The 13,751-nt window shown below is 60.6% G+C and carries 11 protein-coding genes; 5 read left to right on the plus strand and 6 right to left on the minus strand.

Annotated features, from left to right (window positions below; genetic code table 11):
• Positions 1-73: 73 nt before the first annotated feature.
• Entirely contained in the window at positions 74-1,447 is a 1,374-nt protein-coding gene (locus JOE39_RS13625; RefSeq protein ID WP_210078635.1) for an amidase, read from the minus strand.
• A 339-nt stretch (positions 1,448-1,786) separates the two neighbouring features.
• On the opposite strand from JOE39_RS13625, the gene JOE39_RS13630 reads away from it, so the two are divergent.
• Positions 1,787-2,788: a GntR family transcriptional regulator gene (locus JOE39_RS13630; protein ID WP_162888984.1), complete on the plus strand. Its 1,002-nt coding sequence runs from the start codon at positions 1,787-1,789 to the stop codon at positions 2,786-2,788.
• Between the two features lie 889 nt (positions 2,789-3,677).
• Here JOE39_RS13630 and JOE39_RS13635 read toward each other — a convergent pair.
• Genes JOE39_RS13635 through JOE39_RS13650 form a run of 4 tightly spaced genes read right to left on the minus strand, consistent with a single transcriptional unit; the run spans position 3,678 to position 8,010 of the window.
• Positions 3,678-4,106: a group 1 truncated hemoglobin gene (locus tag JOE39_RS13635; RefSeq protein WP_024664231.1), complete on the minus strand. Its 429-nt coding sequence runs from the start codon at positions 4,104-4,106 to the stop codon at positions 3,678-3,680.
• Positions 4,106-4,981 carry a DUF3034 family protein gene (locus tag JOE39_RS13640; protein ID WP_004389827.1) on the minus strand — a complete coding sequence of 292 codons (876 nt, stop codon included), beginning with the start codon at positions 4,979-4,981 and terminating at the stop codon, positions 4,106-4,108. The genes JOE39_RS13635 and JOE39_RS13640 overlap by 1 nt, the downstream gene beginning before the upstream one ends.
• Positions 4,982-4,984: 3 nt before the next feature.
• Positions 4,985-7,339 (minus strand): EAL domain-containing protein, encoded by a 2,355-nt coding sequence (locus tag JOE39_RS13645; RefSeq protein WP_046265671.1) that lies wholly within the window; start codon positions 7,337-7,339, stop codon positions 4,985-4,987.
• Positions 7,339-8,010 carry a hypothetical protein gene (locus tag JOE39_RS13650; RefSeq protein ID WP_017279492.1) on the minus strand — a complete coding sequence of 224 codons (672 nt, stop codon included), beginning with the start codon at positions 8,008-8,010 and terminating at the stop codon, positions 7,339-7,341. The genes JOE39_RS13645 and JOE39_RS13650 overlap by 1 nt, the downstream gene beginning before the upstream one ends.
• Before the next feature lie 181 nt (positions 8,011-8,191).
• Between JOE39_RS13650 and lon the strand changes: the two genes are divergently transcribed.
• The 4 genes from lon (at position 8,192) to cmoB (ending at position 13,000) form a co-directional block, all read left to right on the plus strand.
• The gene (lon, locus tag JOE39_RS13655; RefSeq protein ID WP_003412995.1) at positions 8,192-10,609 is read left to right on the plus strand and encodes an endopeptidase La; all 2,418 of its coding nucleotides are present in this window, start codon (positions 8,192-8,194) and stop codon (positions 10,607-10,609) included.
• Positions 10,610-10,807: 198 nt separating this feature from the next.
• Positions 10,808-11,200: a protease inhibitor I42 family protein gene (locus JOE39_RS13660; RefSeq protein WP_003405351.1), complete on the plus strand. Its 393-nt coding sequence runs from the start codon at positions 10,808-10,810 to the stop codon at positions 11,198-11,200.
• 100 nt (positions 11,201-11,300) lie between these two features.
• The gene (gene cmoA / locus JOE39_RS13665) at positions 11,301-12,044 is read left to right on the plus strand and encodes a carboxy-S-adenosyl-L-methionine synthase CmoA (RefSeq protein ID WP_024648817.1); all 744 of its coding nucleotides are present in this window, start codon (positions 11,301-11,303) and stop codon (positions 12,042-12,044) included.
• Positions 12,041-13,000, plus strand: a complete 960-nt coding sequence (cmoB, locus tag JOE39_RS13670; protein WP_003405349.1) for a tRNA 5-methoxyuridine(34)/uridine 5-oxyacetic acid(34) synthase CmoB — start codon at positions 12,041-12,043, stop codon at positions 12,998-13,000. The genes cmoA and cmoB overlap by 4 nt, the downstream gene beginning before the upstream one ends.
• Before the next feature lie 8 nt (positions 13,001-13,008).
• On the opposite strand, the gene pdxJ is transcribed toward cmoB, so the two are convergent.
• Positions 13,009-13,749 carry a pyridoxine 5'-phosphate synthase gene (gene pdxJ, locus JOE39_RS13675; protein ID WP_003425294.1) on the minus strand — a complete coding sequence of 247 codons (741 nt, stop codon included), beginning with the start codon at positions 13,747-13,749 and terminating at the stop codon, positions 13,009-13,011.
• Between the last annotated feature and the right edge of the window lie 2 nt (positions 13,750-13,751).

Below are 13,751 nucleotides of genomic sequence, written 5' to 3' on the forward strand. Positions count from 1 at the left end.
TGTTCTCCCACGGGTTAATCAGATCGGCTTCGCGCTGTACGGCACGCGGGCCGGTTGGCACTGCAAAACGTGTTCAAGGGGCTGCGATCAGTGACTCCACAGCCAGCGCCGCACGCAGCAGCCGTGCGTCTTCGCCTGCCGGTGCACTGAGCAACAGCCCGGTGGGCAAGCCCGAGGCATCGCGGCCGCTGGGCAGTGACACGCCGGGCATGTTCAGCAGGCTGCCGGGCATGGTCAGGCGCAGCGTGGCGAGGTTGGTTTGAACGAACAGATCGTCGTCCGTCAGCAGCGGTGCGAGCGGCGGCGCCACATGGGCCACGGTCGGGGTAATCAGCAGCGCGCCGTCCAGTTCGAGGGTCAACTGCTCCTGCAAGCGCTCGCGCGCGGCATACAGATTGACCAGCAGGCTGGCCGGCATGGAACGGGCTGCCTCCAGGCGCTTGCGAACTCTGGGGTCAAGCTGGCTGGCGGCGTCGCTGTCGAGCAACGCCTGATGCAGCGCGAACGCTTCGGCTGCACCAAGCCAGCCCTGTTGCTGGATCAACAGCAAGGTGGCCTGAAATGCCTGGCATGGCTTTACCTCGATCAGCGCACCACTTGCACGCAGGGCGTCGACGGCACGCAACAGGTTGTCGCGAACGGCCGGCGTGACGCGCTCGTCTTCCAGCACCGCCTGATCGAGCAGAAAACGTTGACCGGCCAGGCTGCGTGGTATCAACGATGAAGGTTTGCTGCGCGCACAGAGCAGATCGTCGATCACCAGAGCGTCGCGCACGCTGCGGGTCAGTGGTCCGACGCTGTCCAGCGTCAGCGCCAGCGGGAAAACGCCGTCGCGGCTATAGCGGCGGCTGGTGCTGCGAAACCCCACCAGACCGTTGAGCGCTGCCGGCACACGAATAGAACCGGCGGTATCGGTGCCCATCGCGATTGGTACGGTTCCGTTGGCTACGGCGACTGCCGAACCCGAAGAGGAGCCGCCAGGAACGCGTGGCGAGCTGTCGCTGCTGGGGTTGACCGGCGTGCCGAAATGCGGATTAAGACCCAGCCCTGAATAAGCGAATTCACTGAGGTTGGTCTTGCCCAGGCTGACCATCCCGGACCGTGCCAGCAGCCCGACAGTCGGCGCATCCAGCAGCGCCGGCGAAAGGCTGGTGCGCACCGCGGCACCGGCGGTTGTCACGCTGCCTGCCACGTCGAAAAGATCTTTCCAGGCGATAGGCACGCCGTCGAAGGGGCCCAATGGCTGCCCTTGTTGCCAGCGAGCCGCAGACGCTTCGGCTTCCCGGCGTGCCCGTTCGATACTCATGGAAATGAACACATGATCGGCGGTTTCTGCCTGCTGCAGGGCCTTGTCCAGAGCCTGCACAGGGTCACTGCGCCCCCGAGCAAAATCCTCGGCCAGTGCGCAGGCATCCCGGGTAACGCTGTGACTCCCGGTATCGGTCATGGACATCACACCCTTAAAAAATGTACTTATTAATAAAATGTACATTTAATAAAGGCAGGTTCCATGCCAATCTGCACGTCGCGACGCCCTGACCCGATCGGGCTGATAGCCCTTTCGCGCTGGAACCGCCGTGCTAGAAACCTTTTTGCAAAGGCATCAATCAGTTGCGACAACGCTTCGCCAGCGCACAAGATCGTCATAAAGAAATAATGTATCTTTTATAAAAGATACATTTCGGTGCAAAAAAGTAACGGTGGCCCCATGAGCGAGCATAAGGACGTGTGCCAAGGTGACAACAACGCTTCTGTGCGAGAATCGTCCGTCAACCGCCAGAAGTGTATGAAACCGATGTCAGAAGAGGACCCGCGCACCGCGTCGCGCTACGCCATGATCCGCGAGGTGTTGCGTAACGCTATCGTCTCGGGCGCGGCCGCCAACGGACTGGTGCTGCTTGAAGCACCGCTGGCAGAACTGTTCGGCACCAGCCGGGTGCCGGTGCGCAAGGCGCTCAACCTGCTGCATGAAGAAGGCTTGATCAGCCGTTTCGACGGCCGGGGCTATCTGGTCAATCCTGACGCGCAGGAAGTCGAGCCGCTGCGCCTGAGCCTGAGCCACAAGCAGTTCGGGCTGGACAGCAGTGAAGAACTGGTCGACACCCGCCCGCTCGGCGAACGTATTCATGACGAGATCGGTGCGGCACTGTCGGCCTGTATCGCCTTTGGTCACTACCGGCTCGATGAGCAAAGCGCCGCGCAGCATTATGGAGTAAGCCGCGCAGTGGTTCGTGAGGCGCTGATGCGTCTGCGCGATCGCGGCCTGGTGGAAAAAGAGCCTTACTCGCAATGGCTGGCGGGGCCGCTGACGGCCCGGGAAATCACTGAAGACTACGAACTGCGTGCCTGCCTCGAGCCCGAAGCCTTGCGCCAGACTGCGCCACAGCTGAGCCGCGAAACCCTCGAAGCAATGCTGGCCAGGGTCATCGAGGCGCAAGACGCCGAACAGTGCAGCCTTGAGGAAATCGAGCGCCTTGAGGATGATCTGCATCAGCAATGCCTGGGCGGCCTGCAAAACCGCAAGATCGCCACGCTGATCAGCCAGGCGCAGAGCCCGATGATCATCAACCGGATTTTCTACCGCCTGCTGAGCATTGGCGCCGATGACGCGATGCTGGCCGAACACCGGCTGATCATCGAATTGCTGCTGCACGGTGCCTTCGACGCTGCTGCCCTGAACCTCAAGGAACACCTGCTACGCGCCCGGCAGCGCATGCTGCAACGCCTGAAAGTCCTGTCGGTATTGCCGGAGCAGGAAGTGCCGGGGTATCTGACGCGGTTGAGTTGAGGCGGGCTGGATCACTCTCGCTGCCACGCTATATAAACGAGTCAACTCGCACTCGGTGTGAAACCCGGTTTCTGTAGGAGCGGACTTGTCCGCGAAAGGGCCTGTACATTCACAACATTTCTGCTGCCCAAACGCCCTCTTCGCGAACAAGTTCGCGCCTGCACAAGCGTCCGATTTCGTAGCGCCCGGCAACGCATGCCACGCTATCAACGAGTCAACTCGCACTCGGTGTGAAACCCGGTTTCTGTAGGAGCGGACTTGTCCGCGAAAAGGCCTGTACATTCACAACATTTCTGCTGCTCAAACGCCCTCTTCGCGAACAAGTTCGCGCCTACACAAGCGTCCGATTTCGTAGCGCCCGGCAGCGCATGCCACGCTATCAACGAGTCAACTCGCACTCGGTGTGAAACCCGGTTTCTGTAGGAGCGGACTTGTCCGCGAAAGGGCCTGTACATTTACAACATTTCTGCTGCCCAAACGCCCTCTTCGCGAACAAGTTCGCGCCTGCACAAGCGTCCGATTTCGTAGCGCCCGGCAGCGCATGCCACGCTATCAACGAGTCAACTCGCACTCGGTGTGAAACCCGGTTTCTGTAGGAGCGGACTTGTCCGCGAAAGGGCCTGTACATTCACAACATTTCTGCTGCCCAAAGGCCCTCTTCGCGAACAAGTTCGCGCCTGCACGAGCGTCCGATTTCGTAGCGCCCGGCAGCGCATGCCACGCTATAAACGAGTCAACTCGCACTCGGTGTGAAACCCGGTTTCTGTAGGAGCGGACTTGTCCGCGAAAGGGCCTGTACATTCACAACATTTCTGCTGCTCAAACGCCCTCTTCGCGAACAAGTTCGCTCCTGCACGAGCGTTCTATTTCTTAAGATCCAGGCTACGACTTACTTGCCGATCACTTCGCCACGCATCGGTGCCAGGCGGGCGATGAGGCGGTTTTGTACGGGGACCGGGACCTTTTCGGTGTCCATCGAGGCGATGAGGTCTTCGACCAGCGCGTTGAAATCGCTGGGGGTCAGGTTCTGCCCCTTGTGCGCCTCGGCCATGCTGTCGCCGCTATAGCGACACGGGCCGCCGGACTCGACGCAGAGTTGTTCGACCAGCTTGTCGCGCAGACGCACGATGTCCACTTTCTTGAAGTGCTCGACGATCCGCTGATCCTTGGCCACGTTTATCAGCATGCCTTCGACGATGCGCTGGATACCGGCACGCTGGCCCAGGTCGTGGTAGAGGCTGTCATCCTTGGGTGGCTGTTGCTGCTGCGCGCAACCGGCCAGCAGCGTCAGCATCATGGCTATCAGCAGACGCCTCATCAAAAACTCCCCTGCACAGACAGATAGGTGCCGTTCTGGTTATCCAGGGTGGCGATTTCACCCAGGCGGGCGTAAGCCAGGACCACGGACACGTGCTTGTTGGGGAAATAGCCGAGAAAAACATCGGCCCAGTCACTTTCGCCCGCAAACGAAAGGTTGTCCGGCTTCTCGCGATATTCGACGCCCAGCGCCCAGCGCGGATTGAACAGCACGGCTACCGAACCCTCCTTGAGCAGGCTGCGGCTGTCGCGCAGATCGCCGCCGAACCCCAACAGTCCGGTTTCGTTGGCGCGGCTGTAACGCACGCCGCCGTTGACCACGACGTTGTAGCCGAACGCCGCGCCCATGAACAACCGACTGGCCGTCAGGTAGCCTTCGACATCCGAGTCACGCCGGGCGCCGACCAGGCTGGGAATCAGGAAATCGTTCTGATGCTTGTACTGCACACCCAGAGAAACCTGCGGCAGGCTTTCGTAAATCAGGTCGCCGAACAGCCGCACTTTGACGCCGAACACGTCCTGACTGAGGTTATCGTCCGGCAGGCTGAGCCTGTGCTGCAGGTTGCTGATATCGAAACGTTGATGGGCGTAGGACAACTCCACGCGATTGCCATAGGCGAACGCCAGGCCTGCCACATCGAGGTTGTAGTCCGGCAGATTCACGTGCGTGGCGAAGGCGGTAGCGCCCCACTCGCCTTGCTCGCTGTACCCGGTGATCACCGCCCACGGGGTTATGCCGCCGCCGGCGCTGCCTTCAATGCTGGTCGCGCCGCCCGTGGCAATCAACCGGCCGTTGTCGCCCAGGGCGGACGTCGGAGCAGCGCCCGCCATGCCCACCAGCAAAGACCCCAACAGCAGCGATGTTTTATGCAACATGTGCTAATTCACCATAAGACCGGGTGAGGCCTGATACGTAGCAATCCATGCCTCGAACGCCGACGCGGTCAGCGGTCGACTGATCAGGTAACCCTGGGCCGTATCGCAGTGCCAACGCCGGAGCAGGTCCAGGCTGTGTTGATACTCGACACCTTCTGCCACCACCTTCAGTCCGAGGTTGTGGCTCATTTCAATGGTCGACCGCACGATCACTGCGTCTTCACTGGTTTCATCCAGATTACGCACGAAAGACTGATCGATTTTCAGCTCCTGCACGGGCAGACGTTTCAAGTGAGCTAATGACGAGTAACCGGTACCGAAATCGTCGATCGACAGGCTGATGCCGCAATCGCGCAGGCGATGCAGGACGATCAGTGCCTTTTCCGGTTCGCTCATGACGGCGCTTTCGGTGATCTCGAATAACAGTTGTTCGGCAGGTACGGCGTATTGCTTGAGCAGTTTCACGACATAGCCGACCAGATCATCACCTAGCAGGTCGTCAGCAGAAATGTTTACCGACACCTGCAGGACCAGCCCGCGCTTACGCCATTCGGCCAGTTGGCGCATCGCCTCTTCGATCACCCAGTTGGTCAGCAGGTAAATGCTCCCGGTGCGCTCGGCGAGGACGATGAATTCGGCGGGCGAGACACTGCCGAACTGCGGATGAGCCCAGCGCAATAGCGCTTCGGCCTGACGCACATAGCCCTGGCGGATATCCAGCTTGGGCTGGTAATGCAGCATCAATTCGCCATTCTGCGCGGCCTTGCGCAGGTCACGAATAAGCGTGATCTGTCGCTGGTGAGCCAGGTCGCGGCCATCCTGATAGATCTGCAGGCGACCGGGGAGGAACGCGGCGTCCTTGCGGGCAATTACCGCACGGTTGAGCAACTCCTGGGCGGAGTCACCGTGTTCCGGGTACACCGTGATACCAATGCAGCATTCAAGCTCCAGCTCATGATTGTCGATACGTTGCGGCTCACTGAGCAGACGCTGCACAGCGTCAGCCATGCCCACCGCGCCATCGCTGGCCGTGTTGTCCAGCAGCAGCAGAAACTCATTGGCCCCCAGACGCGCCACGGTATCGCCTGCGCGCAGATTACCTTGCAGGCGCTGGCCCACCTGTCGCAACAACTGGTCCACGCCTTCGGCGCTCACGCTTTCGCTGACCGTGGCGAGGTTCTCGACACTCAGAGATAGCAGGGCAACTGCACGATCTGCGGCAATCGAACTGCCCAGACGCTCCATCACCAGCGCCCGGTTGGGCAGCCCGGTCAGGTTGTCGTGCAGGGCGTTGTGGGCCAATTGCCCCTCGCGCACCGCAATGCCTTGCTGCATGGTGTTGATCGCGTCGGCGAGCATGCCCAGTTCATCACTGCGGACCAAGGTGACCGGGGTTTTATAGTCGCCATCACCAATACGCTTGGCCGCCGTGGCCAGGACCTGAACCGGCAGCGAGACGCTTCGCGCCAGCGCCAGGGTGCCGATCAGCGAAGCCACCAGGGCGGCCATGGAAATCCAGAAGATCTTTTGATTCAGTGGCGCGAATGCCTGATAGGCCTTGTCCAGAGGGCTCTGCAACAGCGCGATGACCTGCCCGTCGCCGCCATTGTTGGTGTTGGCGAGCATCAGCGTCTGGCTGAGAAAGTTAAGGTTCGATTGCTCGGTGAGCAGCATCTGGCCTTCCGAGGAACTGCGCATCAGCTCGATCAGGCCCGCGTGCAGGGCCTCCGGCTGGGTACTGATCAGATCACCGTTCTTGCCGTCTTCTACAGTGAGAAAAGACACTTCCAAGCCGCTGAGCGAACGCAGCTCTTCGGCAATATCGCTGTCGATGGTAAAGCCCATGACCACGCGGCCTATCGGCAACGGTGCGAGAACGGTGCTCTCCACCAGCAAATGCGGGTCTCCGCCGCCGGGCACAATGAGCACTGACTGACCGGCACGTTTGGCGTTGCGCAGGGCCTGGTCATAGACAAACCTGGAACCCTCGGGAACTTTCTGTACGGTGCTGGCAATCACTGTGCCGTCCATGCCCAACAGGAACATGTCGCTGGCATTGATGCGTTTGCCATGGTTGAGCAACACCGAACGAATGGTCGAGGAGTCGGCACTGGCCACCGCGTCGCGAAAGCCGAAATCGGCTGCAACCAATTGCACGGTGTCACGCAGACGTTTGCCGCGCAGATCGATCAGCCGTTCGAACACACGACTGCCCACCTCCAGTTGCGCCTGAGCCTGAGTGCGTACCGCCTCCTCTGTTGCAACCTTGACGGCGATGTAGACCGCACTCACGACAATCAGCAACAGGACAATCAGCACCCCGGCGATGCGCGCCTGAAAGCTGGCTTTAAATTTCATTAATGCGTGGCCTTGTGGAAGGCGTCACCGAAGCCGCCTGGTGCGGGCTTGCCGGGTTTGTCCTCGGCTTGCATTTCAACCGCGAGGTTAAAACGCTGGGTGAGCCCGGCGGCAGGCACCTCGAACTCGCCGCCCGATACCGGCTGCATGTCCGCGATCTGCGGGTGCCAGAGGGTAGCGTTGTAGTGCCCGGCGGGCATCTGATCGAGCTTGAGCTGGCCGTTGCTGTCGGTCACGCCGAACCATGGCTCGTCGGTGACGTAGATGTAACCGACCATCCAGTCGTGGATGTTGCAGCCCAGCACCACCACGCCGGGTTTGTCGAACAACAGCGGATCCGAGGGCGTGCCCTCGTAAAGTCGCAACTCGAAGCGCTTGGCCGGAGAAAAGGAGTAGACCTGGTGGCGAATGTTGTCGCTGTTGGGAAACTTGACCTGAGTGCCGGTGTGGATGGCCAGTACATGTGGCGCGAATTCCTGATCACGCTGGTCCATTGATGCCTTCAACGCAACGGGTGACGGATCGGGCGGCCCTTTGAGGGTGACCACCGCATCCGCAAGAGGCTTGCCCTCCTTGTCCATCACCTGCGCGGTAAAGGTGGAAGCCGATGCGCTCGCAGCCGAGGCTACGCACAGTCCGGCCAGTAATGCCGATATAAATACGTTGGTCATACCTGATTCAACCCATAACGGCAGCGCCGTAAATGAAATAAGCCCGCTCTTTTCTACCTGACAGGCCCCATCACTCATAAATAGCGGTTTTCCAATCGCTTTACAGACTATCGACCAAGACTATTGAAACCTGAGAGCCACCGCCCCATCTAAGAGCCATGTTCAACTTCTCAGGTGCCCCATGAACGACCAGCAGACAGACTCGCCAGATTTGCCCAACGACGCAGACGAGCACGATGTGTCTCTGAGTTCCGACAGCACCTCGCTTGCCTTGCCCGGCCAGAACCTGCCCGACAAGGTTTACATCATTCCGATCCACAACCGTCCGTTCTTTCCGGCGCAGGTGCTGCCTGTCATCGTCAATGAAGAGCCGTGGGCCGAAACGCTGGAGCTGGTCAGCAAGTCCGAGCATCATTCGCTGGCGCTGTTCTTCATGGACACTCCGCAGGAAGATCCACGCCACTTCAAGACTGACGCACTCCCAGAGTATGGCACTCTGGTCAAGGTTCACCACGCCAGTCGCGAAAATGGTCGTTTACAGTTCGTCGCGCAGGGCCTGAGCCGGGTGCGCATCCGTACCTGGCTCAAGCATCATCGCCCGCCGTATCTGGTAGAAGTCGAATACCCGCAGCAGCCCAATGAGCCGACCGATGAAGTGAAGGCCTACGGCATGGCCCTGATCAACGCGATCAAGGAACTGCTGCCGCTCAACCCGCTGTACAGCGAAGAGCTGAAGAATTATCTCAACCGTTTCAGCCCCAATGACCCCTCGCCGCTCACCGATTTTGCCGCTGCCCTGACCTCCGCCACCGGCGTCGAATTGCAGGAAGTACTCGACTGTGTGCCGATGCTCAGGCGCATGGAGAAAGTCCTGCCGATGCTGCGCAAGGAAGTCGAGGTTGCACGCCTGCAGAAGGAAATCTCTGCCGAGGTGAACCGCAAGATCGGCGAGCATCAGCGGCAGTTCTTCCTCAAGGAACAGCTCAAGGTCATTCAGCAGGAACTGGGCCTGAGCAAGGACGATCGCAGCGCCGACATCGAACAGTTCGAGCAGCGTCTGGAAGGCAAGACCCTGCCGCCACAGGCGCGCAAGAAGTTCGACGAAGAAATCGGCAAGCTCAAGGTGCTGGAAACCGGCTCGCCCGAATACGCTGTGACTCGCAATTACCTGGATTGGACCAGCTCGCTGCCGTGGGGCATCTACGGTGCCGACAAGCTGGACCTCAAGCACGCGCGCAAGGTGCTCGATCAGCACCATGCCGGGCTTGACGACATCAAGGCGCGGATTCTGGAATTCCTCGCCGTCGGTGCCTACAAGGGTGAAATCAGCGGTTCGATCGTGCTGCTGGTCGGCCCGCCAGGCGTGGGCAAGACCAGCGTCGGACGCTCGATTGCCGAATCGCTGGGGCGGCCGTTCTATCGCCTGAGCGTGGGCGGCATGCGCGACGAGGCCGAAATCAAGGGCCACCGCCGCACCTACATCGGTGCGCAACCGGGCAAGCTGGTGCAGGCGCTGAAAGACGTTGAAGTCATGAACCCGGTCATCATGCTCGATGAAATCGACAAGATGGGCCAGAGCTATCAGGGCGACCCGGCATCCGCGCTGCTGGAAACCCTGGACCCGGAACAGAACGTCGAGTTTCTCGATCACTACCTGGACTTGCGTCTGGACCTCTCCAAGGTCCTGTTCGTGTGCACGGCCAACACGCTGGACTCGATCCCCGGCCCGCTGCTTGACCGGATGGAAGTGATCCGCCTGTCCGGCTACATCACCGAAGAGAAACTGGCGATTGCCAAGCGGCATTTGTGGCCCAAGCAGTTGGCGAAAGCCGGCGTTGCGAAAAACAAGCTGAGCATCAGTGACAGCGCCCTGCGCGCCGTCATCGAGGGTTACGCTCGCGAAGCCGGTGTGCGGCATCTGGAGAAGCAACTTGGCAAACTGGTGCGCAAGGCGGTGGTCAAACTGCTGGATGCGCCCGATTCGGTGATCAAGATCGGACCGAAAGACCTCGAAGCGTCGCTGGGCATGCCGGTGTTCCGCAGCGAGCAGGTGCTGTCCGGCACTGGCGTGATCACCGGTCTGGCCTGGACCAGTATGGGCGGCGCTACCCTGCCGATCGAGGCGACGCGCATTCATACCCTTAATCGCGGCTTCAAGCTGACCGGCCAATTGGGCGATGTGATGAAGGAGTCGGCCGAAATTGCCTACAGCTACGTCAGCGCCAATCTGTCGAAATTTGGTGGTGACGCGAAGTTCTTCGATGAGGCGTTCGTGCACGTACACGTCCCCGAAGGTGCCACCCCGAAAGACGGCCCGAGTGCGGGTGTGACCATGGCCAGCGCCTTGCTGTCCCTGGCCCGCAACCAGCCGCCGAAAAAAGGCGTCGCCATGACCGGCGAACTGACCCTGACCGGGCACGTACTGCCCATCGGCGGCGTTCGCGAAAAAGTCATTGCCGCGCGGCGCCAGAAAATCCACGAACTGATCCTGCCGGAGCCTAACCGTGGCAACTTCGAAGAGCTGCCGGACTATCTGAAGGAAGGCATTACCGTGCACTTCGCCAAACGCTTTGCGGACGTGGTGAAGGTGTTGTTCTAGAGTTTGATACTGCGCATGCCCCCACGCTGAATGGGCACAAGAGGTGTTCTATCGGGCGCCTCTCGTGCAGCACGCTCCAGCGTGGGGATGCAGTTCTGGACGCTCTGCGTCCGATCCAGAGCGCGACACCTGTCGTACTCCCCCACAAAACTCCGATCAGTTATCCTTGCGCTTCGTATCGCGATACCGGAACTTGCCATGACCCCTGCCCGTTTCATTGCCCCGCTGAGCCTTGCGCTGCTGACGGCGTGCGCTCAGACGCCGAAAAACATTGTATCCATCGACACGCAGAGCGACTGCCCGCTGACACTCACGTCCGGGCAGACGCTGATCCTGACCCTGCCCAGCAACCCGACCACCGGCTTTCGCTGGCTGACCCAGAACCCGGCCCAGAATATCCTGCGCAGCCTGGGGCCTGAGGTGTATGCCAACGCAGAGAGCAAGGAAATGGTCGGCAACGGCGGGCAATCGGTCTGGCGCTTCAAGGCCACCGATGCCGGGACCGGCCGGCTGATGATGGTTTATCAGCAACCCTGGGCACCCGAAGTCGCCCCGGAGCAGACCTTCGAGTGCGCCATCAGCGTGAAATGAGGCGTTGCGCACGGCTTGTCCGACTGCACGTACTGCATCATGCATCCCGGCGGCAAGTTGGCTAGAATGCCCGCTTTTCAAAGCCTTCGCCGGAACCGCCGTGAGCAAAGAAACCGACCGCATTTTCGCCCAGCCGCTGACCCAGGTGCCTGACTTCGCCTTCAACGAAGACGTGGTGCGGGTATTCCCGGACATGATCAAACGCTCGGTGCCCGGCTATCCGACGATTGTCGAAAACCTCGGTGTGCTGGCCGCGCAATTTGCACAGCCAAACACCGTGCTCTATGACCTGGGCAGCTCTCTGGGCGCCGTCACTCAGGCGCTGCGCCGCCATGTACGCGGCGAGGGTTGTGAGGTCATCGCGATAGACAACTCCAGTGCCATGGTCGAGCGTTGCCGTGAATACCTTAACGCGCAGGACTCCATGTTTCAGGAGTTGCTGCCGGTGCAGGTCCTCGAAGGCGATATTCTCGCGCTGACGTTCAAACCCGCCTCGGTGGTGGCGCTGAACTTCACCCTGCAATTCATCGCTCCCGAACAACGCCTGGCATTGCTCGGGCGCATTCGTGACGCACTGGTGCCCGGCGGCGCGCTGATCCTCTCGGAAAAACTGCGCTTCGACGACCCGCAGGAACATGCGCTGTTGACGGACCTGCACATCGCCTTCAAACGCGCCAACGGCTACAGCGACCTGGAAATTGCCCAAAAGCGCAGCGCCATCGAAAACGTCATGAAACCCGACAGCCTCGAAGAACACCGCCAACGCCTGCTTGCGGCAGGGTTTTCCAAGGTGGTGCCGTGGTTTCAATGCCTTAACTTCACCTCATTGATTGCCCTGCCATGATTGATCTCGCCCCCCTCGTCCGTCGTCTGGCGGGAACCCCTCTGGCCGATTGGGCCAATGGCCTGCAGGCCCAGCTCGATACCAAGATGGCCAAGGGGCACGGTGATCTACAGCGCTGGCAAAGTGCGCTGGATGCCTTGCCCGACCTGCAGCCCGAGCGAATCGATCTGATCGACAGTTTTACCCTGGAAGCTGAGTGCAACGGCGAGACCCGCACCGTCCTGCGCAAGGCACTGCTGGGCCTGTCACCGTGGCGCAAGGGGCCGTTCAATGTGTTCGGCGTGCATATCGACACCGAATGGCGCTCGGACTGGAAATGGTCGCGGGTTTCGCCACATTTGGACCTGAAGGGCAAACGCGTTCTGGATGTGGGTTGCGGCAACGGTTATTACCAATGGCGCATGCTTGGCGCCGGAGCCGACAGCGTGATCGGGGTAGACCCCAACTGGCTGTTCTTCTGTCAGTTTCAGGCCATGCAGCGCTATCTGCCTGATCTGCCCGCCTGGCACCTGCCGTTCGCGCTGGAAGACCTGCCCGCCAACCTGGAAGGTTTCGACACGGTGTTTTCGATGGGCGTGCTGTATCACCGCAAATCCCCCATCGACCACCTGCTGGCCTTGAAAGACTGCCTGGTAAAAGGCGGCGAGCTGGTGATGGAAACCTTGGTAGTGCCGGGTGATGTCCATCAGGTGTTGGTCCCGGAAGATCGTTATGCGCAGATGCGCAATGTATGGTTCCTGCCTTCAGTGCCTGCTCTGGAGTTATGGATGCGCCGTGCCGGCTTCACCGATGTGCGCTGCGTCGACGTCAGCCACACGACGGTCGACGAACAACGCAGTACCGAGTGGATGCGCTTCCAGTCCCTGAGCGACTATCTGGACCCCACCGACCACAGCAAGACAGTCGAGGGCTTGCCTGCCCCCATGCGTGCGGTGATCGTGGGGCGCAAACCCTGAGGGACGAGTTATCTGGCCGCAGCCACGATCAACGCCTTCATCTCGGCCACTGCCGCCTTGAAGCCGACGAACAGGGCATGAGCCACCAGCGCGTGGCCGATGTTCAGTTCGTTGATGCCCTTGATCGCGGCGACCGCTTCGACGTTGTGATAATGCAGGCCGTGACCGGCATTGACGATCAGCCCTTGGGCGAGACCAAACGCGACGCCGTCGGCGACCCGCTGCAGTTCTTCGGCGACTTCAGTCGGGGTCTGAGCATCGGCATAGCGACCGGTGTGCAGTTCGATGGCGGGTGCACCGACGCGTTTTGAAGCGGCGATCTGACGCTCGTCGGCGTCGATGAACAGTGAAACCTCGCAGCCAATCTTCGCCAGTCGCTCGACCGCCGCCTTGATCCGCGCTTCCTGCCCTGCCACATCCAGACCGCCTTCGGTGGTCAGCTCCTGCCGTGTCTCAGGCACCAGACAGATGTGCGCCGGGCGAATGCGTTCGGCGAAGGCGAGCATTTCTTCGGTCACGCCCATCTCGAAATTCATGCGGGTCTGCAAGACGTCCTTGAGCAGCAGGACATCGCGCTCCTGAATGTGTCGGCGGTCCTCACGCAGGTGAACGGTGATGCCGTCGGCGCCTGCCTCTTCGGCGTCCAGGGCAGCCTTGACCGGGTCCGGGTAACGCGTGCCACGGGCCTGACGCAAGGTGGCTACGTGGTCGATGTTCACGCCGAGAAGGATACGAGTGCTGTGGGTCACGG

The organism is Pseudomonas sp. PvP100, from assembly GCF_017833055.1.
Taxonomy (GTDB): domain Bacteria; phylum Pseudomonadota; class Gammaproteobacteria; order Pseudomonadales; family Pseudomonadaceae; genus Aquipseudomonas; species Aquipseudomonas syringae.